21 protein-coding genes and 1 pseudogene are annotated in these 23,576 nt (G+C 38.4%); 2 read left to right on the top strand and 20 right to left on the bottom strand.

The features are described 5' to 3' along the window. Positions 1-88 precede the first annotated feature (88 nt). The 4 genes from ACQKNI_RS18070 to ACQKNI_RS18055 form a co-directional block, all read right to left on the bottom strand. Positions 89-742: a DUF975 family protein gene (locus ACQKNI_RS18070; protein WP_088232623.1), complete on the bottom strand. Its 654-nt coding sequence runs from the start codon at positions 740-742 to the stop codon at positions 89-91. Positions 743-969: 227 nt separating this feature from the next. Beyond that, positions 970-2,412 (bottom strand): PH domain-containing protein, encoded by a 1,443-nt coding sequence (locus tag ACQKNI_RS18065; RefSeq protein ID WP_427282572.1) that lies wholly within the window; start codon positions 2,410-2,412, stop codon positions 970-972. Then, a complete protein-coding gene (locus ACQKNI_RS18060; RefSeq protein WP_088232625.1) occupies positions 2,405-2,881 on the bottom strand; it encodes a PH domain-containing protein in 477 nt (158 codons plus the stop codon). The genes ACQKNI_RS18065 and ACQKNI_RS18060 overlap by 8 nt, the downstream gene beginning before the upstream one ends. Before the next feature lie 304 nt (positions 2,882-3,185). After that, positions 3,186-3,767, bottom strand: coding sequence for a TetR/AcrR family transcriptional regulator (locus ACQKNI_RS18055; RefSeq protein ID WP_088232626.1), 582 nt, complete (start codon positions 3,765-3,767; stop codon positions 3,186-3,188). A 155-nt stretch (positions 3,768-3,922) separates the two neighbouring features. Between ACQKNI_RS18055 and ACQKNI_RS18050 the strand changes: the two genes are divergently transcribed. Further along, complete coding sequence (locus tag ACQKNI_RS18050) at positions 3,923-4,075, top strand: sporulation protein YjcZ (protein ID WP_088232627.1); 153 nt, start codon at positions 3,923-3,925, stop codon at positions 4,073-4,075. A gap of 93 nt (positions 4,076-4,168) precedes the next feature. On the opposite strand, the gene ACQKNI_RS18045 is transcribed toward ACQKNI_RS18050, so the two are convergent. The 3 genes from ACQKNI_RS18045 to ACQKNI_RS18035 are packed head-to-tail and all read right to left on the bottom strand — an operon-like array spanning position 4,169 to position 7,022. Then, a complete protein-coding gene (locus ACQKNI_RS18045) occupies positions 4,169-4,870 on the bottom strand; it encodes a LutC/YkgG family protein (protein ID WP_088232628.1) in 702 nt (233 codons plus the stop codon). Then, positions 4,851-6,281, bottom strand: coding sequence for a LutB/LldF family L-lactate oxidation iron-sulfur protein (locus ACQKNI_RS18040; protein ID WP_098253345.1), 1,431 nt, complete (start codon positions 6,279-6,281; stop codon positions 4,851-4,853). The genes ACQKNI_RS18045 and ACQKNI_RS18040 overlap by 20 nt, the downstream gene beginning before the upstream one ends. A 15-nt stretch (positions 6,282-6,296) precedes the next feature. Continuing rightward, positions 6,297-7,022 carry a (Fe-S)-binding protein gene (locus ACQKNI_RS18035; RefSeq protein ID WP_088232630.1) on the bottom strand — a complete coding sequence of 242 codons (726 nt, stop codon included), beginning with the start codon at positions 7,020-7,022 and terminating at the stop codon, positions 6,297-6,299. A 225-nt stretch (positions 7,023-7,247) separates the two neighbouring features. Between ACQKNI_RS18035 and ACQKNI_RS18030 the strand changes: the two are divergent. Continuing rightward, positions 7,248-7,408: pseudogene (locus tag ACQKNI_RS18030) on the top strand (hypothetical protein); the annotation flags it as partial. A 125-nt stretch (positions 7,409-7,533) separates the two neighbouring features. On the opposite strand, the gene ptsP reads toward ACQKNI_RS18030, so the two are convergent. From ptsP to ACQKNI_RS17965, 13 genes are all read right to left on the bottom strand, one after another. Beyond that, a complete protein-coding gene (gene ptsP, locus ACQKNI_RS18025; RefSeq protein WP_088232631.1) occupies positions 7,534-9,270 on the bottom strand; it encodes a phosphoenolpyruvate--protein phosphotransferase in 1,737 nt (578 codons plus the stop codon). Between the two features lie 173 nt (positions 9,271-9,443). After that, positions 9,444-9,710 (bottom strand): phosphocarrier protein HPr, encoded by a 267-nt coding sequence (locus tag ACQKNI_RS18020; RefSeq protein WP_088232632.1) that lies wholly within the window; start codon positions 9,708-9,710, stop codon positions 9,444-9,446. A 339-nt stretch (positions 9,711-10,049) separates the two neighbouring features. Beyond that, on the bottom strand, positions 10,050-10,781 hold the full coding sequence (locus tag ACQKNI_RS18015) for a GntR family transcriptional regulator (RefSeq protein ID WP_088232633.1): 732 nt from the start codon (positions 10,779-10,781) through the stop codon (positions 10,050-10,052). 269 nt (positions 10,782-11,050) lie between these two features. Next, on the bottom strand, positions 11,051-12,040 hold the full coding sequence (lacD, locus tag ACQKNI_RS18010) for a tagatose-bisphosphate aldolase (protein WP_088232634.1): 990 nt from the start codon (positions 12,038-12,040) through the stop codon (positions 11,051-11,053). Between the two features lie 15 nt (positions 12,041-12,055). Next, positions 12,056-12,991: a tagatose-6-phosphate kinase gene (gene lacC / locus ACQKNI_RS18005; protein WP_088232635.1), complete on the bottom strand. Its 936-nt coding sequence runs from the start codon at positions 12,989-12,991 to the stop codon at positions 12,056-12,058. Then, a complete protein-coding gene (locus tag ACQKNI_RS18000) occupies positions 12,988-13,296 on the bottom strand; it encodes a hypothetical protein (RefSeq protein WP_088232636.1) in 309 nt (102 codons plus the stop codon). The genes lacC and ACQKNI_RS18000 overlap by 4 nt, the downstream gene beginning before the upstream one ends. Before the next feature lie 319 nt (positions 13,297-13,615). After that, positions 13,616-14,038, bottom strand: a complete 423-nt coding sequence (agaF, locus tag ACQKNI_RS17995; RefSeq protein WP_088232637.1) for a PTS galactosamine/N-acetylgalactosamine transporter subunit IIA — start codon at positions 14,036-14,038, stop codon at positions 13,616-13,618. A gap of 28 nt (positions 14,039-14,066) precedes the next feature. Next, on the bottom strand, positions 14,067-14,933 hold the full coding sequence (locus ACQKNI_RS17990; RefSeq protein WP_427282571.1) for a PTS system mannose/fructose/sorbose family transporter subunit IID: 867 nt from the start codon (positions 14,931-14,933) through the stop codon (positions 14,067-14,069). Next, a complete protein-coding gene (agaW, locus tag ACQKNI_RS17985; protein ID WP_088232638.1) occupies positions 14,923-15,696 on the bottom strand; it encodes a PTS N-acetylgalactosamine transporter subunit IIC in 774 nt (257 codons plus the stop codon). The genes ACQKNI_RS17990 and agaW overlap by 11 nt, the downstream gene beginning before the upstream one ends. Positions 15,697-15,712: 16 nt before the next feature. Next, entirely contained in the window at positions 15,713-16,186 is a 474-nt protein-coding gene (gene agaV, locus ACQKNI_RS17980) for a PTS N-acetylgalactosamine transporter subunit IIB (protein WP_088232639.1), read from the bottom strand. A 201-nt stretch (positions 16,187-16,387) separates the two neighbouring features. Further along, positions 16,388-17,587, bottom strand: a complete 1,200-nt coding sequence (gene nagA / locus ACQKNI_RS17975; RefSeq protein ID WP_427282570.1) for an N-acetylglucosamine-6-phosphate deacetylase — start codon at positions 17,585-17,587, stop codon at positions 16,388-16,390. Then, complete coding sequence (gene agaS / locus ACQKNI_RS17970; protein WP_427282569.1) at positions 17,574-18,740, bottom strand: SIS domain-containing protein; 1,167 nt, start codon at positions 18,738-18,740, stop codon at positions 17,574-17,576. Before agaS ends, nagA begins: the two co-directional genes overlap by 14 nt. A gap of 470 nt (positions 18,741-19,210) precedes the next feature. Then, positions 19,211-23,548: a discoidin domain-containing protein gene (locus tag ACQKNI_RS17965; protein WP_427282568.1), complete on the bottom strand. Its 4,338-nt coding sequence runs from the start codon at positions 23,546-23,548 to the stop codon at positions 19,211-19,213. Positions 23,549-23,576: the final 28 nt, after the last annotated feature.

Here is a 23,576-nt window from a genome sequence, read left to right as displayed (position 1 = left end):
ACTAAAATATAGATGGAAGAATTTCTATATAAAAAAACCTAAACCATCTGCTCCCTATATTTTTTAGGGTAGATGGTTTAGGTTTTTATTAGAAAGTAGTATCTTCTTTTTTATAATATTCTTTTGAAATCTCTTCATAAAATGCTGCCGATGTCGAGTAGAAATAAGGTACTAACCATAAGAAACCGATTCCTATAGTAAGAATACTTAAAATGAACCAGCCAATGAAGCTTAAGCATAGTAAAAAGTAATCCATTTTATGTCCATTCATCATACGGCGACTTTCAGTAATTGCTTGATTCGCTGTGTATTCTGGATGATCATTCAAAATAAAGTACGTCATAGCATAAGAAAATGATTTAATAATTCCCGGAATAATAAGAAGTAATGTCCATAAAATCAAGTATACGTACATTAGTAAATATGTTAAAAATGCCTTCATAAATTTACTGCCATCGCTAAACCATCTAAATAAATGACCAATACGAGCATTATCTCTACGGATTACATGTAAAACGAGATAATAGGCACCTACTGTTAATGGACCGATAATAAGCATTGCAATAATACTTACTGTAAACGACTCCCTTGCTTCTTCCCAACCCCAAAATATCGAGAAAATACCTGTGAATAGCATATTAGCAGCTCCAATGAGGATTCCAAGTAATAAGGTTGCCCCTACCGCTAATCCCCATTTTCCTTTTAATGCATCCAGCGCTTCTCTTTTCAATTGACTTATCATATATAACCTCCTAAAAAATAGCTCTATATCATTATACCATTTATATCAAAAATTCCACAAAATTCCCTTGAATAGAAACAGACTACCTTTTTAATACGTATTGATACATGTGTGCTGTATTTGTACTAACATATAGATGAAACCAAGAAAAAACTAGTTCAAATGTAAACCACTGATTTTTCTATAACAAAAAAGCCTGCCTTTTATAATAGGCAAGCCTTCTCAAATTACTCCTCACTTATTCTCTTCTTATACCAATCCTGCATTCTCTCCGCATCTTCTACTCTCGTATGCTCTAATTTATACTCCGATGACGCACTAGAAAACTTATACGTACATAAATTTGCGCGGCGCTGGAAATATGATTGTGTTTTTTCAATTGATTGGACGTGCCTTCTTCTTACAAGTCCTGTATGTTTTCCAATACTACGATGTACAATTGTAATTTGTTCTCCGTTTACACTGTAACCATTTGTTTTAAACGTTGCGTATCCAAGTGTAAAGATGAGGATCGCGAGCGGTAGTAATGCCCACATGATAAAATACTTTTCAAAGTATATGCTTATTCCCGTAAGCGGGATTGCTAGCATGGCGAAAAAGATGAAACTATCAATTAAGTAACGGCGTAGTGCTGCTTTTGGTAATGGAATCATGTTGGCATGCAGTTCATATGGTAATTGTAAATGGGCGAGTAACTGTTGCACGCGATCTTTTCGAAGGATCGGATGCAGTGTAACTTTTTCCTCTTTCCCCTCACTTTGAATGACTTCTACTTGCACAGCACAATAACCGAATGGTTGGCGTAAAATACTTTCTTTTATCGTAATACCTTGCATACGATGTAACTTTAGTACGAGTTCTTTTTTTTCGAGTAATCCTTGCGAAATGCGGACTTCATCATGTCTTCGATTCACTGTGAAATCCCCATGTTTTAACGCATAACCGATTGTGGATATAATCCAAGAAACGACTAGTAAAATAGCTACCATGTAAATCCAGCCGTATATATCGTGTTCCATTACATAAGATTCTACGCTATTTTTGATCCATTTCGGAATGTACTCATCTACTTGGTTATAAACGAAAAAGATTAAAGAGAATAATAATCCAAACTGACCAGATGTAATAGACGCTAATAAAATTTCTTTCCAAGTTAACTTGTATTCTGTCGCTTGTTTTTCCTCTGTCATGCTTTCTTTTTCTACTGCATGTTCTGTAGATTCGTCTAACGCTCCTTCTGCTTTCACTTCTGGAGTCGGCTCATTTAGTAAGAAAATAAGCTCCTTCGCTTCATCTTCCGTAATACCAGCTAAGCTCACTTCTGCATCATCGCCTCCGCCAGCTGTTTCGATTTGTATTTTCTTTAAACCGAGCATTTGATATAGTACGTTAGAACTTGTATGAATTGTTTGAACACGCTCTTTATTTAAGTAGCTCTCCTTCTTCACAAAAAGCCCTTGTTTCACATGCAATACGTTATTTTCAACCCAATATGTTGTGTAATACCATTTTTCAAACGCTGAAAAAATGGTAAGTAAACCAAATCCAGCGGGAATTAAATACCAAAACGGGAATTTTCCGTTTAAGCTAAACATGAAAATAATGAGTGGTATAAAATCTGTTATTTTTAATTCTAATAACATCGTGATTGGATGCTGCCTCTTATACATCCTCATCACTCACTTTCGCTAATTCTGCGATTTTCGTTTTCAGCATTTCAGCTTCATACATCGTTAACCCTGGAATGCTATGAGACGTTGCTGCTGTTGAAATATGTAATTCTGCTAATCCATGTTTTCTCATAATTGGTCCTTGTGCAATCGTTACGTGCTGTACACGAATCATCGGTACTAATACACGTTTTACAACGAATAGACCGTGCTGAATTTCAAGTTCTTCTTCGTTCAGTTGGTAGCTATAATAACGCTGACGTAGTTTCGGGAATACGAAGTACGAAAATGGTGCGAACACAACTGTTAGCCCAATCATTACATACAAAATCCACGCCCACCAATCAAACTTTATCATGAGGAAAAGGTAAGCTAAAATAACGAGAATACCAATTCCTTCTTCAATGACAGCACGAACTTTCCACACCTTAACCATGTCAGGGTGAATTTCATTTTTCAATGGATCCATGTAACCACTCCAAATCTAGTAATCTAATATATGAATACTCTCAAGTTATATTTTACATAACTTTACAAAAAATTCATATTTATTCTTCTTTATCTTTTTTCTCAGGAATACAGTGAAACTTTAATCAGTGGGGTTTTGTCCATTTCCCACTGATTATCAGCCCTCACCAATCGGGCTTTTACGGGCAGTTATCTCCCACCTAACTTCCTCACATTCGCCAAATTTTAAGGTGGGAGTCTTACTGCCCGTTAATGCGGGACAAACCCAAGAAAACCGAGCCACCAGTTTTTCTTCATTTTCAACTTTATTCCCCCTTCATTACGTTTTTCACATTTTGAATCCAAATTTCTTTATATTTTAAATCGAATCCTATTAATATGTAATTACTCATGTTATCAATAACGAGCGCTAACGTATGAGCATTTTCTTCTGTTGCATGTTGTGACACAACGTCAAGTGTCGCACCTTTCTTCAATAAATCGTGGAATCCATTTAAAAACTCCTCTTGTATTTCAAATAGGCGTTTCTGATACTTTTCGTTTCGCGTCGCACTTACGATAAATTCATTTATAACGCGTAATATACCTTCTTGGCCTTTATACTCAGACAACATTTGTAAGCCATCTGCAATCAACTTTTCTTCAAAGTTTTCTTTCGTATATTGGTCTTTATCGAAGTAACTCACAAATTGATACCCAGAAAAAATCTCCTCAAATAAAAAGTCTACTAACGCTTCTTTAGAAGGAAAATGATAATAAATAGCCGGTTTTGAAATCCCTACCTCTTTCGCAATCATGGAAAGGCTCATTTTCTCAATACCGTGCTCTGCCATCAGTTTAAATGACGCCTCTACAATGTGCTGCGATGTTTGTAAATTCTTTGTCATACTGTACCTCACTTATTTTTACTTACCAGTCGGTAAATAAATTGTAAAATGAAACGGAATGATTTGCAAGTTAGTTCGCGCCTCAGAAGGGATTTATTGGTAAATACAGAAAACATAAAGTAAAAGCAACATATAACAATAAGGAGGATGTTCATATGGGACTTGGCGGTAAAGGCGGTAGTGGTGGCGCTGGCGGCGGTGAAGTTGGACAAGATGGTAAGAGCGTTAGTAGCGGCTACATATTACTCATTGTGCTCTTTATCATATTAATCGTAGCTGGAGTCAGCTATAGTGGACTTGGCCTTTAACTTTCACCAGTAGTATGCAAAATAGAAAGCACTGGCTGTATGAATGGCCAGTGCTTTCTATTTTCAGCATTCTTATACATCATGTGTATTTCATTATTGATCATCCACAATAATGTACGCTGTTCTAATTGGTCCGTGTACACCTACGACAAGATTCATTTCAATGTCCGCGCTATTTGAAGGACCAGAAACGAAATTCACACAAGCTGGCAGGGTTTTTCCTGATGTATTTTGATCATGAATCAGTTTTGTAGCTTGGGTTAATCTTGGTACGATTGTACTTTTAGGAACGATTGCAATATATGACTCTGGAAGAAGACTAACATGCCTTCCTTTTAACCCGTCATTAAATAGTACAACGGTTCCTGATTCTGCTAAAGTCATATCACTGAACGTAATGCCTAGATCAGCAGCTTTCGCAAATGCTATGTCCTCTTCTTTATGGTCTAATCCCCATGTGCGAAATTGTGTTGTGCCTTCATTTTTGAAAAATGGAGTAAGACCATATTCATTAAAGCGCTCATCATTCGCGCACATCGCAGATTTGATATTCCATTCTTGTATAAAAGACTCCAATGTTTCAACAAGATTTTCCTTTGTTGTTCGCTTTACTTCTGTATGAATCACTTCGCAGTGCTCCATTAACTGTACTACAAGTTCATCTTGCGAAAGTCCGTCAAACACATTCCACTGCGGGGAAACAGACCATTTCGGTTTTCCCACTGCTTCTGGACGTTTCCTGCCAAGCTTTTCTGATAATTGGAGTAAAAATTCCTCACGATTTTGGATGGCCATCATTGTTCTCCTTTTCGTGTTTTTTAAACCACTCTCGAAACGGTTGTTTTTTCGGAACTGGAAAATCTCTCGCATCCGTCCAATCTTTTAACGGCCCAATGCCGCGCTCGATTTTATCTCCTTTTGCAAGAGGTTTTAATGCATACGGAGCGCTCTTCGCTGCAAAAGAAAATAATCTAGGACTCTTCACCGTTTTTTCAAAACCTTTCATAGCAACGTTCCAAGCTACAGGTGAGTATTTTTCTTGTACAATGCGGCTGCGATGTTTAATTAACAAGTCGTGTAACGGGATTTTCACTGGGCATGCTTCTGTACAAGCACCACAAAGGCTAGACGCATAAGGTAAATCCTTATATTCATCGTATCCCCCTAAAAGTGGTGTCAACACAGCTCCAATTGGCCCTGGATAAATAGAGCCGTATGCATGTCCACCAATATGCCGGTATACAGGACACACATTAATACATGCGGCGCAACGAATGCACTGAAGGACACTTTGGAATTCTGTTCCTACAATATCAGAACGTCCATTATCAACAATGACTAAATGAAATTCCTCCGGTCCATCTGTCCCGCCCGGCTCCGTTAACCCTGTAATATAACTTGTTAACTTTTGTCCTACAGAACTTCGGCATAGAAGTGTTACTAACACATCAAGCTCTTCCCATGTCGGAACAATACGTTCCATCCCCATAACTGTAATTAACGTTTTCGGAAGTGTCGTCGTAAGTCTTGCATTTCCTTCGTTTGCTACGATAGAAATGGAACCAGACTCTGCAACCGCAAAGTTACATCCCGTCACCCCTATATCCGCTGCAAAAAAATCATCACGTAAATATGCTCTTACAAATCTCGCCATTTCCGTAGGGTCAGATGTTCCCTTATAATTTAACTTTGTTTTAAATATTTCACAAATGTGTTCTTTATCTTTATGAAGACATGGAACAACAATGTGTGACGGAGGATCGTGGTCGTTTACTTGTAGAATAAATTCCGCTAGATCTGTTTCTAACACTTCCGCTCCAGCTTCTTCAATCGCTTCATTTAAACTAATCTCTTCCGTTACCATAGATTTTGATTTCACAATTTTTTTCGCATTTTTCTTTTTTACAATCTCTTTTACATATTCCCTTGCATCTTCTGCAGTCTTTGCAAAATAAACAGAACCACCGTTTTTCTCAATATTTTCACTCAATTGATGTAAATAATAGTCTAGGTTTTCTAACGTATGCTTTCGAATTTCTTCTCCTAAAGCTCGCCACTCTTCCCAATTACCAAGACTCTCCGTAGCTTTTAACTTCTTACCTCTAAGACCATCTTGCGCTTTCCGAACAGCTCGCCGCATAAATGGATCGCCAATACCTGTTTTCGTACGCTTATGAAAGGGATCATTCCCAATTTTCATTCCCATCTCTATATCCCCCTCTTATTTTCGATCTTCATTTAATACTTGAGCAATATGTTTTACATCAATTGGATAACCATTACGTGTTAAACGTCCTTTTATATTCATTAAGCAACTGCAATCCATTCCAATTAACACTTCCGCACCGGTTTCCATAATATGCTTTACTTTTTCCTCAACCATTTCTTCAGAGATCTCTGGCATCTTCACCGAGAACGTCCCTCCAAATCCACAGCAATCATAATTATGCGGTAGTGAAACAACTTCCAGTCCCTTTACACATTTTAATAACTTTTGCGGTGGTTCTTTAATTCCCATTAATCGGCTCATATGACAAGACGTATGCACCGTTGCTTTTTTATGAAGCTCCGCACCTAAATCTTCTTTCCCTAATACTTCAACGAGAAATTGCGTGAATTCATATGTTTTATTTGCAAGTTCAGTCGCTTTTTTCTTCCACTCTGCTTCACTTTCAGAAAATAAGCTAGAAAACTCGTGAACCATCATAGCGCAAGATCCCGATGGTGCCACAACATATTCTGAATTAGCAAAGGCTTCAATCATATGTTTTGCAGCTGTTTTTGTTTCTTGCACATACCCGCTATTATAAGCAGGTTGTCCGCAGCAAGTTTGCGTTTTCGGAAAATCAACTTCACAACCTAAATCTTCAAGAATTTCCACAACATCTCTTCCTACTTCTGGATAAAAAACATCTGCAACACAAGTGATAAAAATTGATACTTTCATATTTTGCACCCCTAAATACAGTAAAGTAAGCTCAAGTAACTTTATTTGTATATTATTGGTAATAAAGTAAGACTTTAATCATTAGTGTTTTACCGCGCACAAATAGCGGGATAAAATAAAAAATATGAATAGAAATAACAAAAAAGTGATTAAGAACTATCTCAATCACTTTTTCTTATTAAAATACGATACAATCGCAAATCCTAAAACAAATGTAATCATTGAACTTATAATTCTTTATTTTGGGAGAAAAATCATCAATTATCGGGAAGAATGTTTGGAAACTTCTTGTTAGTAGAATGGCTGTTTCTATATTAAGTACTTTGCTTTTGGGGCTTTTTGTATGGGAAATGAATATAGGAGATACTTGGCACCTTTACAGATGAAATTTAAATAAGCAATGTAAACCATAAGGAGATATGCCCTCTTTATCATTGTTTGTCAAGAAGACTCCCTCCTCAGAGTATATCCCAGTGCATAGGAGGGAAAGCGATTGGCTAAATTGATTTCATCAAACAGAAACATTTTTGGGTTTTATAAATATATCTTTCACAAATCTCTCCACTTCCTCAGATGTTGTCATATTTAAAATTTGTTCAATAACTAAGTTTATTTCTGTTTTTGATAACTTAAGAATTTGGTTTCTTGCTCGTAAAATAGAAGTGGCACTCATAGAAAATTCGTCTAATCCTAAACCGAGAAGAATAGGAATCGCGATTTCATCCCCAGCCATTTCACCACATATACCTGCCCATTTCCCTTCATTATGTGCTGCATCAATGACATTTTTGATTAAGCGAAGGATCGCCGGGTTATATGGCTGGTACAAATAAGAAACACGCTCATTCATGCGGTCTGCTGCCAGCGTATATTGAATTAAATCATTTGTTCCGATTGAAAAGAAGTCCACTTCTTTTGCAAACTGGTGAGCCATCACAGCGGAAGATGGAATTTCCACCATCATCCCTACCTCAATACTTTCAGCAATGATTGTACCTTCAGCTTGAAGTTTTTCTTTTTCCTCTATTAAAATCGCTTTTGCTTGACGAAATTCATCCAGTGTAGCAATCATCGGGAACATAATTTTCAAATTACCGTATACACTTGCACGCAATAGCGCACGAAGTTGTGCGCGGAACATGTCCTGCATTTCCAAACATAAACGAATCGCACGAAACCCTAAGAATGGATTCATTTCTTTTGGAAGATTTAAATAGGGAAGTTCTTTGTCACCCCCGATATCCAGCGTCCGAACAACAACTGGCTTACCTTCCATTCGCTTTAATACCGTTTTGTAAGCATCAAATTGTTCTTCTTCTGTCGGAAGTGTATCGCGCCCCATATATAAAAATTCAGTACGATATAAACCTACTCCTTCACCACCATTATCAAGGACACCTTTTACATCTTCAGGAGTACCAATGTTAGAAAAAATCTCCACTTTATGTCCATCAGATGATAATGTAGGCTCATTCACAAGCTTGGCCCACTTTGCTTTTTGGGCTTCGTAAACAGCTTTTTTATCTTCGTATATCTTCACAACATCTTCTGTTGGATTGACGATTACTTTGCCATCTAAACCGTCGACTATGACTAATACTCCGTTTTCGATATCATTTGTTACCACCTTCGTACCTACGATCGCTGGAATTTCCATAGAACACGCCATAATCGCTGAATGTGATGTACGCCCACCTATATCCGTTGTAAAACCTTTTACATACTTGCGGTTTAATTGGGCGGTATCAGATGGTGTTAAGTCTTCTGCCACAATCACCACTTCTTCTGAAATCATGCTTGGATTGGCAATGTTCACACCTAAAAGATGCGATAACACACGCTTTGTCACATCACGAATATCCGTAACGCGCTCTCTCATATATTCGTTGTCCATTGCCTCAAACAAGTTCACAAACATAGTGGTCACTTCATTTAAGGCAAACTCCGCATTGACTTGCTCGTTTTTGATTTTTTCCTTAATTGGGTTTATTAGTTCCGGATCGGTCAACACGAGAAGGTGGGCAGCAAAGATTTCTGCTTTATCTTCGCCAAGTTCTTTACGAGCATGCTCTTTTATTCCTTCAAGCTCTAATTTTGATGTTTCAATTGCTTGTTCAAAGCGTTCTACTTCCTGATTTGTATTCGTTACTGCTATTTTTTCTACAATTAACTCTGGATTTTCTAAGCGAAAAGCTTTGGCAATAGCAATGCCTGGAGAAGCTGCAATCCCTTTAATTATGATGGACATTGTTTTAACAACCCTTTTCTCATATTAATTTTTAGTTCAAGCGGATTTCCATCAAGCCAATATACACTTCATCTGATTAAATGTTAATACTCTCTATTTGACAGAGGAGGGCTAAAAGCCCTCCTCATCAAAATTCCTAAAAAACTTCAATTCCTGTAACATTCATGCTGACGTTATTCGCCAATCCCCTCACTCTTCATTAACTCTTCGAGCGCTTCTAATGCTTCTTTTGCATCATTACCTTCAGCTACGATTGTGACTTCAGCCCCACTTGGAATCCCAAGTGACATGACACCCATAATTGATTTTAAATTTACAGACTTCCCATTGTACTGGAGAGTTATTTCTGCTCCATACTGACCTACTTTATTGACCAGACGTGTTGCTGGCCTTGCGTGAATTCCTAATTTTTCGACAATTTTAAACGTTTTTTCTTCCATTTTATATTTCACTCTTTCTGTACTAAATTTTCATACTCATTCTATATTCCAAGATGCCATTTTAATGCTACGTCTACGACATCAAACAATCCTTCCCTTACCATAAAGTAAAACTTTAATCAGTGGGGATTTTGTTCATCCCCCACTAATTATTAGCCTTCACCAACCGGACGTTTGTGCAGTAAGGCTCCTACCTAGCTTCCTTGCTCCCAGCAAATAGCGGGATAAAACATCTTACCACCGCCAATTCCTTATCCAGGTTTTAGAAAAGGAATTGGCGTATTGTAAAAATAGATTAATTGAATCACTCATAAACAAATGTTATGAGTGATTCAACGATTAGGTTAATTCAGTGTAAAAGCGGCAGCGATCGCCCCGCACAATAGATATACAAAATTCAACTGGCACACCATTGATATCATAGGCAGTTCTTTCAAGCAGAAGTGCCGGACGACCTTCCTCCGTTTGCAGATACTTACTTTCGTCAGCACGGATGAGAACAGGTTCAAATGCCTCGTTTGCTCTTGTTACTATGGTATTAAAATGTTGTGAAAATAAATCATATAAAGAAATTTCGCCTACCCTTTTTAGCTGCTCTATATCTGTAACAACATGTTTCGGAATAAAAGATGATTCCAATATAAACGGCTCATCTTCAGCACAGCGAAGGCGTTTCATTTCAATGACATTCACATCTTCGCTTAGCTGTAGCGCTTCTTTGATTTTGACATTCGGCTTGATTTCCTCTATGTTCAGAATGATATCCTTAGGGTTCAAGCCTTTTTCTTTCAATACTTTACTAAAACTATAAAACCCCATCAATGACTGCTGCAATTTTGGTTTTGCCACGAAGGTACCTTTTCCTTGGATTCGGTATAGAATTCCTTCCTGTACAAGCTCCTCAATCGCTTTTTTTGCCGTGTTGCGACTCACTCCAAATTGATCCATTAGCTGGTTTTCTGATGGGATTTTATCACCAAGTGCCCAATGACCTTTTTCAATTGAATCCTTTAATCTTTCCATTAATTGATGATAAAGCGGAATTAGACTTTCATGCTGCAATGGTTTCATTTTACTAAACCAGCCTCCAAACTATACTAACGTTCTTTTAATAACCTAAATTATACCATTAACACTTAATGCGTCAATCTAACAACCAGGTTCTATAACGAAATAGTTTCTACCAAACTATAATAATGATAGCTTATCAAAATCGTTATTACTAGATTCGTAAAAAATTCACACCACTCTTAATTGGACTATTTTCCACGTTCCAGTCAAAACAACGTTTAAAAATAAATCAAATATAAGGAAGAGTGAGAACCTTACCCCACACTTTCTTACCCTGAAATTTTTGCAAACCAGGGGCATGCTGTCTCTTTCAAGACAATATTTAGTCTTTGGATATTTTTCCTGCCGTTTTCTTGTAACCAAGCACGTCCGGCTTGTTCACCATTTTCGGCAAATTGAGCGACACCATTTTTCCATGTTGCTCGGCCACAGAGAACACCATTGAAAGTTGAGCCGGATTTTTTCGCAAATGTCAGGGTTTCTTGAAACAATTCTGCACTGACGCCGGCACTTAAGAAGATAAACGGCAGATTTGTTGCCTCACTTTGCTCTTTGAAATACGCAGCCGCTTTTTCCTTGCTGTAGGCTGTCTCACCATCTGCGTAACCCTCTACAAACTGCATATCTACTGGAACTTCTACCTTTAATACGTCCACCTTGTATTGTGGTTTAGAGAATTCCCTCATGGCCTCGATAACCTTATGAGGCTTCACTTTGGCATACTCCATGCTTTTCACATCATCATTTTTGGCATCGTAAGTCACTATTTCAAGGAAGAACGGAATGTCTTCTACCGCACACTCAGATCCAACTCGTTCCATATAAACGTGCTTATAGTCATTAATTTTTTCATCTTCATCTACATCATAATACAATAAAAACTTAACTGCATCTGCTCCAGCTTCCTTCAGACGTCTAACGGACCACTCTGGCAATAAATCAGGCAATCGCCCCTCGGTTGTTGCATCATAACCTGTTTTTTCATACGCCACTAATAACCCCGCATCCGAATGACGAACTTTCGCAGCTGGCAGACCATATTCCGGATCCAATAGAATAGACGTTGCATATGGTGTTAACTCTTCAGAAACCAACTCTTTGAAGCGAATGATGCCCTCATCTCCGACATTATTCTCACTTCCAGCTACAATCATTTTCTTTAATGAACCACGTTGATCAATTGCCAAAGCTCCGATAATTCCATTCTCATCTGATAAACGCTTAAGAGCTGCTAATTTATTATTTGTTAATGTTAACATCAACAATCACCTCTATTAATCTATTTTAATAACCTCTACCATTTCAAAAAATTGACCGAACTTCTCTGGATCAATATAACCTGTTCCCTCTTCCATCGTATTGAGCATGCCTGTCGTCATCGCAGTTTTCAGGATGTCCGAAACGGCTTGCTTTCGTCTCAGGGCAACCGCTAATCCTGCAACAGTTGCATCACCTGATCCAACAGGGTTCATGACCTCAATAGCAGGAATAGTAACCCGGTAATAATCTGCACCATGCTTGAGAAAAGAACCCGCCGCTCCCATCGAAACGACAATCCATTCAATCCCATGAAATAAATTATTGTTTAACAGTTGCTTCAAGCTGCTTATGCTCTCCTCCACTTCCATGCCAAAAAGCTGGAACAGCTCTGAGATATTCGGTTTGATTGCAAAGGGTTTTACATGATGGTTCAAAACCTGTCGGAGCGGCTCTCCTGATGTATCAACAATTACGGGAATTCCCTTCTCCCGGCCCATTTCGACCATCTGACGGTAAAATCCAGACTCAAGACCTTTTGGTAAACTACCCGAAATCGTGACAATAGAAACTTCAGACAGCAGTTCCCGATATGTTTCTAAAAAAGCATTTCCTTCTTCCGCGGATACACTTGGCCCGGTTTCGAGGATTTCAGTTTGCTTGCCTTCATGCAGAATCGCGATACAGTTTCTTGATTCTTGATTAATTTTATAAAAATGATTCCTGATATCACTTTTCGTCAATTCTTGAATAATGTAATCGCCAATAGTCCCGCCAATGACACCTGTGGCCAAAACGTCTTCGCCCATCTGTTTGACAACCCGGGCGACATTTAACCCTTTTCCGCCGGCGGTTTTTCGAACATTTCCCACACGATTTACATCATCTAACTTAAAATCTTGAATTGGATAGGAAATATCAACGGATGGATTCATAGTGACAGCTAAAATCATCTTACTCCCTCTTTCCCTAGCAAGTTCTCAGATTGAAGCCAGCAAACCGTGCCAGTTAACTCGAGCTCCGGTGTTAATGTGATAAAACCAGCATCATAACAGTTCGTAATCTTATCGTCTTCCCCATCGATGCCACTGCTTTCCGCGGATGCTGTTTTTTCCATATAGAGGGATTCCTCACTGGTCGCAATTCTCCAATCAACGACATTTTTGACAGCCTCTTTGACTTGCAAAATACTGCCCGCGATAATTTTTGTCCCTTCAATATCAATGCCTATTGCCATTTTCATGTTCCTGTACCTCAATTTCTTCTCCCCCAAAAACGATTGTAATATCGGGTTGTTGGTACAAGTTACAACGAAAGAAACACTCATATAAACTTTATTATGAAAATAATAGTTAGATTGTTTTAAGTAATTCTATTATGTAACCATAACTTATAAGGCTAACACATTAAGACTAAAACATTTAATGCAACGCATTAAATGTTTTAATCTTCAGATAAATACTCTCAAAAAACTATCCACTCTACAATATTCAGTTGTAGTTCTGTTCTATCCTATTCCTTATCGGGACAGTCACAATTATTAGATTGATAGATTGCTCTATCCTTCATCGCTTTCATTAAATACTAGACTCTTTGAATCTTGGACGCTCCGACTTTTGAAAACCTTTAATCGCTTCTTTACCAGTATTGATTGCTAAATCTCTTAATCCATCGATTTGAAGTCCGTCCTTTAGTAAAACGGTTTCGAGGACCATCGCAAGATTTGTTCCGCCAACTACAGCAGAACCTTCCTTCCCATGCGTAAGTGAAACGGCCGTTTTAAACGGAGAACCGCCAACTAAATCACATAAGACTAAGATAGACTCACATTTTTGTAATCTTGAAAAAGCCTCAAGCAGCTTTTTCTCAAGATCGCATGTTGAATCGCATTCAAGAAAATCCACGTATTCCACATTGGGTTGATCTCCAACGATTAGTTTTACCGAAGATTGAAGACCAGTTGCAAACGATCCATGACCGCTAATAATCAAACCATTCATATTAAAAATCCTCCTAACATGCTAAATATTATAAAATGGTTCCAAATGGAAATGGAATTTTACCAATAATACCGATGATAACAGTAATGATAATTAGCTTAACTGGAGAAAATCCCTTTTTTAATAGATAGTACATTAATAAAGTGTATGCCAAAGGCAATAAGTTTGGTACGAGTTTATCGAGTAAATCCTTTTGTAGAGCAATTTTTGCCTTACCAGCATGGATCACTAAACTTGATTCTAACTTTACGAATGAGGCAATCAATGCGCCAACAACTGTTACCCCAACAATAGATGCTGCATGTGCTACTTTTTTAGTATTTTCCTTTAAAGAACTGATAGCATTTGTTCCGGCACTATAACCGTAGTGCATTAACCCAAATCTAAGAGCAAAATGAACTGTGTTAAAAATTAATAGAAAGACCACTGCCCCCATAGGGTTTCCATCTTGCCCAAGTGAAGCACCTATACCAACACAAATGGGCAGGAGGGTTAGCCAGAATAGAGCATCACCAATTCCACCAAGCGGTCCCATCATGGCTACTCGAATAGATCTAATCATATTTCGATTTTGTTTCTTTTCCTCCATCGCAAGGATAATCCCCATAATAATGTTTACAAGGAATGGATGCGTGTTGAAGAATTCCATATGACTTTTCATAGATTCACTTAAATCATGCTTATTTTTGTGAATCTTTTTCAATCCTGGTAAAAGCGAATATAACCATCCTGCGGCCTGCATTCTTTCATAGTTAAATGACGCTTGAAGTAAAAGAGAGCGCCATACCATCTTGTTTAAATCTTTTTTAGTTAAAACCTTTTCTGTGGCAACGTCTTGATAATATTCCGGACTGCTCGTATGATCCATTATCGTTTCTACTTGTTTAGATTCCACGTTTTGTCCCCCCTCTTACTGATCCATCACCAGAATTTACTTTGAAATAATCGTATAGCGCGATGGCAATCCCAATTAAAGCAACAGCAATAACCGGCATTTTCATATATGTGACTAAAATAAATCCGACGATTAAAAAGGCAACGTATTGTTTTTTTAACATAATTTTTAATAGCATCGCAAAACCAATTGCAGCCATCATTCCCCCAGCAACACCAAGGCCACTAATAAGCCATTTTGGTAAAATCTCTACGACCGCTTTAGCACTTTCTGCGCCAAAATAAATTGGTAAAAAAGCAATAACAAAATAGAATATAAATAATGTAAGAATTCCAAAATAATTAATCCGTTCAATTCCCTTTGTGTTAGCCTCTTGTGCATATTGGTCAGCCTTGTGCATGACCGGAGAAAAAGCAGTAAACATGAGAGTTATACATGCCTGAACTGCAACTGCAAACGGAACAGCAATACCGATTGCCACCGTTGGCTCTTGTCCTGTCAAAATCGCAAACGATGTTCCGATTATTCCTCCAATAACAACATTTGGTGGCTGTGCCCCAGCAAGCGGCACCATACCGGCCCACACTAACTCCATAGCAGCACCTGTCATAACCCCTGTTGTTACATCCCCAAAAATCAAACCAATAATGACACCGGTTACAATTGGCCGGTGAATATGAAACAATCCGTTAAACAGGTCTATCCCTGCAATTCCAGCCCATATAGCAACTAATAAAGCTTGAAGCAGCATGTGATTATCCATTCATTCTCACTTCTTTCTATAAGTGTTTATAAATATCATCTGGTCTTTCATCTGGAACACGGCGTACCTCAAGTTTTGCTCCCAAGTCACGCAGCTTCCTAAACGACTCTTTATCATCTGCATCAACAGACACGGTAGAGAATAATTGTGTTTTCCCTTGAGAAAAATGCATATTTCCAATATTCACCTTGTCAATTGGCACACCGCCCTCTACAAGTCGCAACACATCTTGTGGTGTTTTTACAACTAAAAAGATATGCTGTTCATCTGCTGCATTGTGAATCACATCGATAGTAGTCTGGATTGAGAAAAAGCGAATTCCGATTGACCCCGGGACAACCATTTCCATTAAATCCTGTTGTACCTCATCTTCAGACACTTCATCATTTGCGACGACAATTAAATTAGCTCCTAAATGATTAACCCATGTAACTCCTACTTGACCATGAACCAATCGGTTATCGATTCTTGTTAGCAAAATATTCGGCATGATGTTACCCCCTATAAATATGATGGCTGGAATAGATATATTTTTACTCCTTTAACAACCCGGTTTACCATACCAGATGGTGATGGGCTATCTAGAGTTATTCCCAAATAAATCGAATGGAAAAATGTAAAAAGCAAATCATAAAGCAAATAGTTCAAGGAAAGAAAATATCAATGCATAGATTCATCGTGACAGCTCAAATTATCGCACTCCCTCTTTCCGTAAATGGTAACGACAAGCACCATCAAGGTACGTCGCCATCAATTCCAGTTCAGGATTCAACACAATAAAGTCAGCGGCATAACCCTGAGCAATTTTCCCGCATTCCCCATCCATCCCAATACTTTGAGCAGGTGCGGTACTTGCCATATAGATCGCTTCTTCTGGGGTGGCAATCCCCCAATCAACGACATTTTTCACTGCATCTTTCAGCTGTAAAACACTGCCTGCTAAACTGCCACTCTCGATACGAGCGGCACCACCTATCACCTCTACAGCATATTCTCCAAGCTGATAGGTTCCTTCCGGCATTCCTCCAGCCATCATACAATCAGTGACCAAAACGGTTTGATCTCTGCCGCGTGCATTCATTAAAATATTGGCGGCAGCAGGATGAACATGGTGTCCGTCACAAATGATTTCCGCAAAAACATCTTTTAGATTCATAGCAGCGCCGGCCATCCCTGGCTCACGATGGTGCAGCGGGCTCATTCCATTGAACGCATGAACAAAAATCGAAGCTCCTCTCTCAACCGCTTGCTTTGCTTCTTCATAAGTTGCATCACTGTGAGCTAACGCTACAGCTATGTCTTCACCGACAGCATATTCAATAAATTCCGCTGCACCTTTTCTTTCAGGTGCAATCGCAATTTTTTTAATAGAATCATTGGATAATTTCTGCCAATCTTTCAACTTTTCAATGGATGGGTCACAAAAATATTTCGTATTTTGTGCCCCCTTATGTTTTTCGGTAAAAAATGGCCCTTCTAAAAAAATACCTTTAATTTTGGCTCCCCTGACTTTCGTATAATTGGTACCAATCATTTCAGTTACTTGATTCAACGCTTCTGTTGAAGAGGTTAAGGTTGTCGGCAAAAACGAAGTAACTCCGCAAGAAAGAAGTCCTTCAGATATCTCATTCAATCCTTGAAAATCATTGTCCATAATGTCGTGATTTTGAAATCCATGAATATGTGTATCTACTAAACCAGGTGCAATCCAATGCCCCGCGTAATCAATGATTTCTGCCGCTTCATCAGACTGGTTTTCAGAAAAAAAACCAAATTTCCCATCTATTATTTCCAAAAAACCAGGCCCTACGACCTTCCCCTCAAGAAAAAACCGATCGGCAAAAATAAACCTTGGCTTACTGCTCTCCCTACCCAAATTACTGGTATTCATAGATGGTTACACCTTTAACGACACGATTCACTGTTCCTGTGGGAGATGGGTTATCCGGTGTATTGCCGACCTTTATCGAAGCCAGCAACGAAACCGTCTGACCAACCATGACAAAAGGTAAGGCTAAGTAAGCATCTGGTATATATTGGGCCTCTCTGCTGAAACTAAATGTGTTCCCATCATAATTGGTTTCTCCATCGACCTCGATGGCACATATATAGCTTGCAATGTTTTCCTGCTTCATTTCTTTTAACATATCTAAATCGTATTGGCGTGTATACGGTTGGTTGGAAACAAACACAAAAGCAACGGACTTTTCATTCACAAATGATTTAGGACCATGCCGGAAGCCTAACGGCGAATCAAAAGCCGTGACAATTTTTCCAGCTGTCAGTTCTAATAATTTTAATTGTGCTTCTCTCGTTAAACCTTCTAAACTGCCAGATCCTAAATAAATGATGCGGTCAAAATCACGATTGATAATCGCTTCAATGACGCCTTCTCTTTGAATGACACTTTCACCCATTTGCTGAATTATTTTTACAATGGACGATTTTTCTTCCAGGGACTTAGAATCAAAAACGAGCAAAGTCGATAGTGCCATGCACGTATAACTTCCCGTCATCGCAAATCCTTGATCATTCGATTTTTCAGGCATCAAAAGCAATAAATTTTTTTCATCACCTGCTGCTCGCTTGGCCAATTGACCGTCCTTATTACAAGTAATTGTGAGCTGGTACAAATCAGTCACAATTTGCTCCGTTAATTTGACGGCAGCAACACTTTCTGGGCTGTTACCGCTTCTTGCAAACGAAACGAGTAAGGTTGGAAAATCCGCTTTTAGAAATTGATAAGGATTGGATACCAAGGTAGTTGTCGGAATACTCAGCAATTCCCACTGTTTTTCATCCACTTTTTCCTTTAGGTATGGGGTAACGAGATCACCAACATAGGCAGATGTTCCGGCACCAGTAAAAATAACGCGAATCCGGTCGTGTTTCATTGATATTTTTAGTAAAAACTTTTCAATCTCACTGCTTCTATCCGTATACAATGCAAAGGTTTCAGCCCATAGATCAGGCTGCTGTTTTATTTCTGCGGTTGTGATTTGTGCACCTAGTGGTACTAATTTTTCTTGACTGAATGTAAACATATACGACCACTCCTCTTTAAACTCTTTCGAATACTCGCAATCTTGCACCAACAACACCATTATTATGTTCCAGTATATAGGAGGACGATTTTTCTTTAAAAAATCCATTCCACGCTCTTTGCAACATCGGGTTGATGGTATAAGTTAAACGGAAGAAAAACTCATAACAATTAGGTTGCGAGAATAGTCTGAATATTGTAAGTAATTTCATTATATCACGCCACAATGTAGGGTCAACCCAACAAGTTAAAAAACTTTTAATTTTCAAGGAAAAGAATTCGACAGCCTCCCCCTTATCAATCCATTTAATTCTTCTGTTTTTTCACAAAATACAAATCATTAATATAATTCAAATGCACAATAAACGGATTGATGAATAAAGCTTACATTTTAAAAGGAGAAAAGAAATCATCATCTTATAGATTTCTCTTCTCTCAATGAACCTTTCGCTACTAGAGCTGCTAAAGTTTTTATTGGCCTTTTTGCTTCAACCTGGATAAAATAGCCGCAAAGTTTTGTGTGAAATCAGAAGACGCTGCATCTATTTCCGGTTGTGCTGAATTAGGATTTTTATATACATTTACAACTCTATCCTTTAAAGCATTAAATCCTGAGCTATCTAAACTTTTCTTTGAATAAGGCTTATCATCGAAAAGAATCATTTCTTTGTAAGCAGCGGCTAATTTTGAAAAATCCGCAGCTCCTTCATTGTACTTATACAACTTTATTTCGGCAGCCGATGCAAATGTATTAGCCGGACTTCCATATGTTTCCGTGATGTATAATCTGTAGAATTTGGCTTCAACTGGTTGATCGAACTTAATTAAAGTACTTCCGCCATCCTGCATTTCTCCAGATTTCACAGTTTTCCAGCTGCCATCGTCATTCGTATCCGAAACTTGCAATTCATACTTTTTCACGTTACCGTTTCCGTCTCTGCTTACATACTCATAAGCGTCAACAGGTTTAACTTCCGGCATTTCAATGGTTAACCAATGAGGTGCTATAGGGCTTGCTCCATTGTACTGCGTGTGCCACCATGTAGAGGTTTTCCCGTCTAATACATTAGTTGCCGCTCCTTCATTTCCCCCGGCTTTTTGCTCCTCTGAATCGGCAGATGCCTTAAATCCAGTTCTGTCCAATTCCTTACGTCCAGGCGTTAAATTAAGATCTTCATAAGATTTTTTTGCCTCATCATACGCTACCGCTTCATTTCTAATTTCTACATCTGCAATCTGCAGATTTGTTTTTTTACTGCCGAGGGTGATTTTTCCTTTTGGCAATGAGAATCTTTCTTTAACGTATTTTGATGACAAGAGTTCTCCATCTAAATAAAGCTTAATCATCCCATTTGCTTCTCTAACTGCCTTTACATCATGCAGGGTTCCATCGTTAACTTTCCCCTTAACCGTTTCATTTGTTGTCGTTGGTTTGTATTCTGTCGTTCCAAAAGTTCCATTCGCCTTTTCAGCAACAGTCGTTACATTCGTCTTTGAATTGACAACATCGTCTCCTACAGTAAAGTTGAGATATCCGTTTTCGTCAACCGCAATAGAATAGGCACCTTCCTGGTTTAAAATGACTTGGTTATTACCTGAAGATCTAAACTTAAATGAGATAGAAAAGTCGTCTGTTCCTACCAATGGAATTTGTTTCTTAAATTTATATTCTTTATGATTGATGCTGTACAAATCAATATTTGCTTTTTCAAAATGGAAAGTCTCCAAGCTTTCTCCATTCTCAACATCCGTTTTCTCCAACAGCTTTGCCGCATAGCCATTTTCGTACCCGTGGAAATCCTTCTTGGTAACAGTAGGAGTACCCCAGATGTTTTCGACGTTAATGTCTACTTTGTTTTCCTTACCAATCTGTTTAGCATTGCTAACCTCAATGGATCGATAATCTTCCAAAATAGTGGCATCTGCATGCTTCCCATTAACAGTGATAGTTGGATTCTGAATCCTCTGATCAAATTTTACTCGCACAGTATTCTCTTTTGTATTCTTTACAGAGATAACCTTGGCAGGTGTCTGATCTTTGCTGGTAACTTGATAGATTCTTGACTCATGAGGGGCTAGGGTTACTGTTAACGTATCGCCATAGCTCATCTTCTCCACTTTGGTTTCATCAACTCTTGGCAGAGTCTGTACCATTTTTGCATTATCTAAATCCGTTGGAACACCTACAGTATTATCTAATGTCAACGTATAGCTTTGTTCTTTATTGCTGGCATTTCTAAATGAAACAATTCCTTCGCCACTGTTCCAAGCCGAATAGCCGTAAACTCCACCTTGATCTGGCCGCTTCCCAAATAGTTTTGCTTTTTCAAGCGTCTTTGAATGACTTTCGGCCCACCCCAATACATCAGCTGTTATTCTCCATTTAGCATCATTCATCATACTCGGTGAAAAATATAATTCCCAGAATGCCGTTCCTCTTGTGGCATTGATCATCAAATAATTTCTAAAATCATCATCGGTAAAGTTTATCCCTGCAGAAACTCCGTAAATCGGGTCATGATTATATACATTTTTCAACGGGAACTGCAGATCATTTTTCTTAAAAATGTTAAAGTAAACATTGTCTCTGTATGACATCATTTGTTCTGCCTGGGTTCCACCGTAGGTGCTCAAAAATCCATTGTCACCGGAGTCTTGAATCCAAATCGTATTTGCCCACTGCAGCAACCACGGACTTGGGTTTACATAGCAGGTAAGGTTTAAAAATAGACCCCTGCCTTTTTCTTCCCTTTCTTGTCTCATGGATTTAAAGGTATCAATCCATGTTTCCCAAAGATCTGATGTATAATACATATTGTGGTCGCCGCCAACCATGTGCTGATTGTCTTTATCGGCTGAAGGTCTCACAGCAAATCCATCTAGCTTCCAATATTCAATATCAAATCTGTTTTGATAATCTAAAAAGATCTTCGTCAGATTGTTTACATATGTTTTGGAGCCTACGTCTACGCTTTTCCAATAATCATTGGTCACATGTCCTGTGCCATTCTTTTCAAGAAATTCGGCAAACCCGCCAAAGTAATTGTAGCCGCCTTGAGGGCCAAGCCACAGTCCAAACGTTGAGCCAAATTTCTTTGCCATATCACTTGCCGGATATAATTCATTAGGAAATTTGTTGTTGAATTCCCAGAACCCAGTTTGGTTATCATATGGCGCTTTCGTTTCCTGTCCAGTGGAATTAACAGTTTCATAGGCATTCCAGCCATCATCTACAACATAAGAATCCAAAGGCTCTACGCCATTTTTGCTCAACTCTTTTTCCGTACCATAGAATGAATTAGCGATACTCTCATCTGTAATATCCATCATATTGTCATACCAGGAATTATATTGCTTTCGGAATTCCGTCTTTGTAGCAATATCATTGATATAGGCAAAAAAGTCAGTTTGAACAACGTCTTTATCCGCTCCAGCTGCAGCGCCCATGACGCTATTCCAAGTCGTAAAGCTTCCATCCGTATTGAGCTGCTTGTCTTCTGCTAGCTTTTTAAAATTCTTGCCTGAGTAATATCGAACCTGCATCGTGTTATTTACTACATCTGTGTCTGAGGCAGGAAATTCTGATCCAAAGAACATACCATTTGCATAAATTGGCTGCCCCAAAACTAATTCATATTTTCCAATCCACATGGAGGAAATATCCTTTAGCGGCGGGTGATGGAATAGTCCTTCCACATTTTTGGGCAGTGCGAATTGATCCACATCGATATAGTCGAAGGTGATATCTTTATTTGAAGATGCAATTTCAAGATTACTTCTTAAATAAGGGGCATTGTCCTCTACAAATACGTTGTACTTAATGGTCCATACCGAGTTATACTTTTCATACTCTTCAAACACGAATTGAATTCGTTTCCCCGTTTTGTATTTTTCTTCATTTACTTGTTTAATCGTTAATTCACTTGACTTAATCATTCCTTTATTAGTGTCTCCAGGATTGTTGTTATCTTGTCGAACGGTATCTTCAAACAGGTAAAGTTCAGCACCAGTAAATGAAATATCATTTGTTAATGCACCACTTAATTGAACAATCTTTACGTATCTTGCTGTTTTCGCCCCTGTTAAATTTCCATAGACCATATCTCCCACATTGTAGAGATTATCTACTTTGTGTAGGTTAAAGTCTTTTGACGAAAATTCTCCCGTTCCTGCATCTACCCAATTTTCCCCGTCGCTACTAACCTTGATTTCATATTTTCCTATTGTTCCATTGATTCCATATGCCTGGCCTTGGAATCCTGGCCTTTTTTGATAGCCAAACGATCCAATTGTTTTGTCTTCCTTTAAGTCAATCACAACTTCATATGGCCATGTCTTGTTTCCATCCGAAAAATCTACGTAAGTGTTGTTATCGCCATCCAGCATGGTTGCACCATCTTTGGCTTTTCCCACAGAATCATAGACTGTTGCCGTCCAATTTGTTCTGTCAAGCTGTATTTTCGGTTTGTTCGCATCAGGAATTTGTACATTTTTCTCTTTTGGCGGCTCTTCAGATGTTTGCTTCTCGGAGACCAAATGGATGGCAAAATCCTCCGAACCTCCTTCAGGAACCAAGTCCTTTCCAATTCTTTTGTTAGAGACTATTTTTGTCTTCAACTTGGAATCGGATACATCAATAACTCTTGTGATTGCATCATTTCCAATTTCTACTTTGTCCTTTGCTATGTTTACAAAGCTTGACCCGGCAGCTGAAACTTTTGTTGAACTTGAGTTGCTGCCAATCGGGAGTATAACGCTCACCACAATGACAGTAGATACGAACAGCGACAGCATCTTTTTCATATACATCTTAATTTTCTCCCCAATCATAATAAAG

Source organism: Bacillus sp. NPDC094064, from assembly GCF_050279585.1.
Classification (GTDB): Bacteria; Bacillota; Bacilli; order Bacillales; family Bacillaceae_G; genus Bacillus_A.
The sequence above is the reverse complement of the archived record's forward strand: the minus strand, read 5'-3'. Positions and strand labels throughout refer to the sequence as shown.

What these genes read in the sequence shown, in the direction of transcription:
- ACQKNI_RS18070 (WP_088232623.1), bottom strand. Translation starts at nt 742, where the DNA reads ATGATAAGTCAATTGAAAAGAGAAGCGCTGGATGCATTAAAAGGAAAA.
- ACQKNI_RS18065 (WP_427282572.1), bottom strand. Translation starts at nt 2,412, where the DNA reads ATGTATAAGAGGCAGCATCCAATCACGATGTTATTAGAATTAAAAATA.
- ACQKNI_RS18060 (WP_088232625.1), bottom strand. Translation starts at nt 2,881, where the DNA reads ATGGATCCATTGAAAAATGAAATTCACCCTGACATGGTTAAGGTGTGG.
- ACQKNI_RS18055 (WP_088232626.1), bottom strand. Translation starts at nt 3,767, where the DNA reads ATGACAAAGAATTTACAAACATCGCAGCACATTGTAGAGGCGTCATTT.
- ACQKNI_RS18050 (WP_088232627.1), top strand. Translation starts at nt 3,923, where the DNA reads ATGGGACTTGGCGGTAAAGGCGGTAGTGGTGGCGCTGGCGGCGGTGAA.
- ACQKNI_RS18045 (WP_088232628.1), bottom strand. Translation starts at nt 4,870, where the DNA reads ATGGCCATCCAAAATCGTGAGGAATTTTTACTCCAATTATCAGAAAAG.
- ACQKNI_RS18040 (WP_098253345.1), bottom strand. Translation starts at nt 6,281, where the DNA reads ATGGGAATGAAAATTGGGAATGATCCCTTTCATAAGCGTACGAAAACA.
- ACQKNI_RS18035 (WP_088232630.1), bottom strand. Translation starts at nt 7,022, where the DNA reads ATGAAAGTATCAATTTTTATCACTTGTGTTGCAGATGTTTTTTATCCA.
- ptsP (WP_088232631.1), bottom strand. Translation starts at nt 9,270, where the DNA reads ATGTCCATCATAATTAAAGGGATTGCAGCTTCTCCAGGCATTGCTATT.
- ACQKNI_RS18020 (WP_088232632.1), bottom strand. Translation starts at nt 9,710, where the DNA reads ATGGAAGAAAAAACGTTTAAAATTGTCGAAAAATTAGGAATTCACGCA.
- ACQKNI_RS18015 (WP_088232633.1), bottom strand. Translation starts at nt 10,781, where the DNA reads ATGAAACCATTGCAGCATGAAAGTCTAATTCCGCTTTATCATCAATTA.
- lacD (WP_088232634.1), bottom strand. Translation starts at nt 12,040, where the DNA reads ATGTTAACATTAACAAATAATAAATTAGCAGCTCTTAAGCGTTTATCA.
- lacC (WP_088232635.1), bottom strand. Translation starts at nt 12,991, where the DNA reads ATGATTTTAGCTGTCACTATGAATCCATCCGTTGATATTTCCTATCCA.
- agaF (WP_088232637.1), bottom strand. Translation starts at nt 14,038, where the DNA reads ATGAATGGTTTGATTATTAGCGGTCATGGATCGTTTGCAACTGGTCTT.
- agaW (WP_088232638.1), bottom strand. Translation starts at nt 15,696, where the DNA reads ATGGATAATCACATGCTGCTTCAAGCTTTATTAGTTGCTATATGGGCT.
- agaV (WP_088232639.1), bottom strand. Translation starts at nt 16,186, where the DNA reads ATGCCGAATATTTTGCTAACAAGAATCGATAACCGATTGGTTCATGGT.
- nagA (WP_427282570.1), bottom strand. Translation starts at nt 17,587, where the DNA reads ATGAATACCAGTAATTTGGGTAGGGAGAGCAGTAAGCCAAGGTTTATT.
- agaS (WP_427282569.1), bottom strand. Translation starts at nt 18,740, where the DNA reads ATGTTTACATTCAGTCAAGAAAAATTAGTACCACTAGGTGCACAAATC.
- ACQKNI_RS17965 (WP_427282568.1), bottom strand. Translation starts at nt 23,548, where the DNA reads ATGTATATGAAAAAGATGCTGTCGCTGTTCGTATCTACTGTCATTGTG.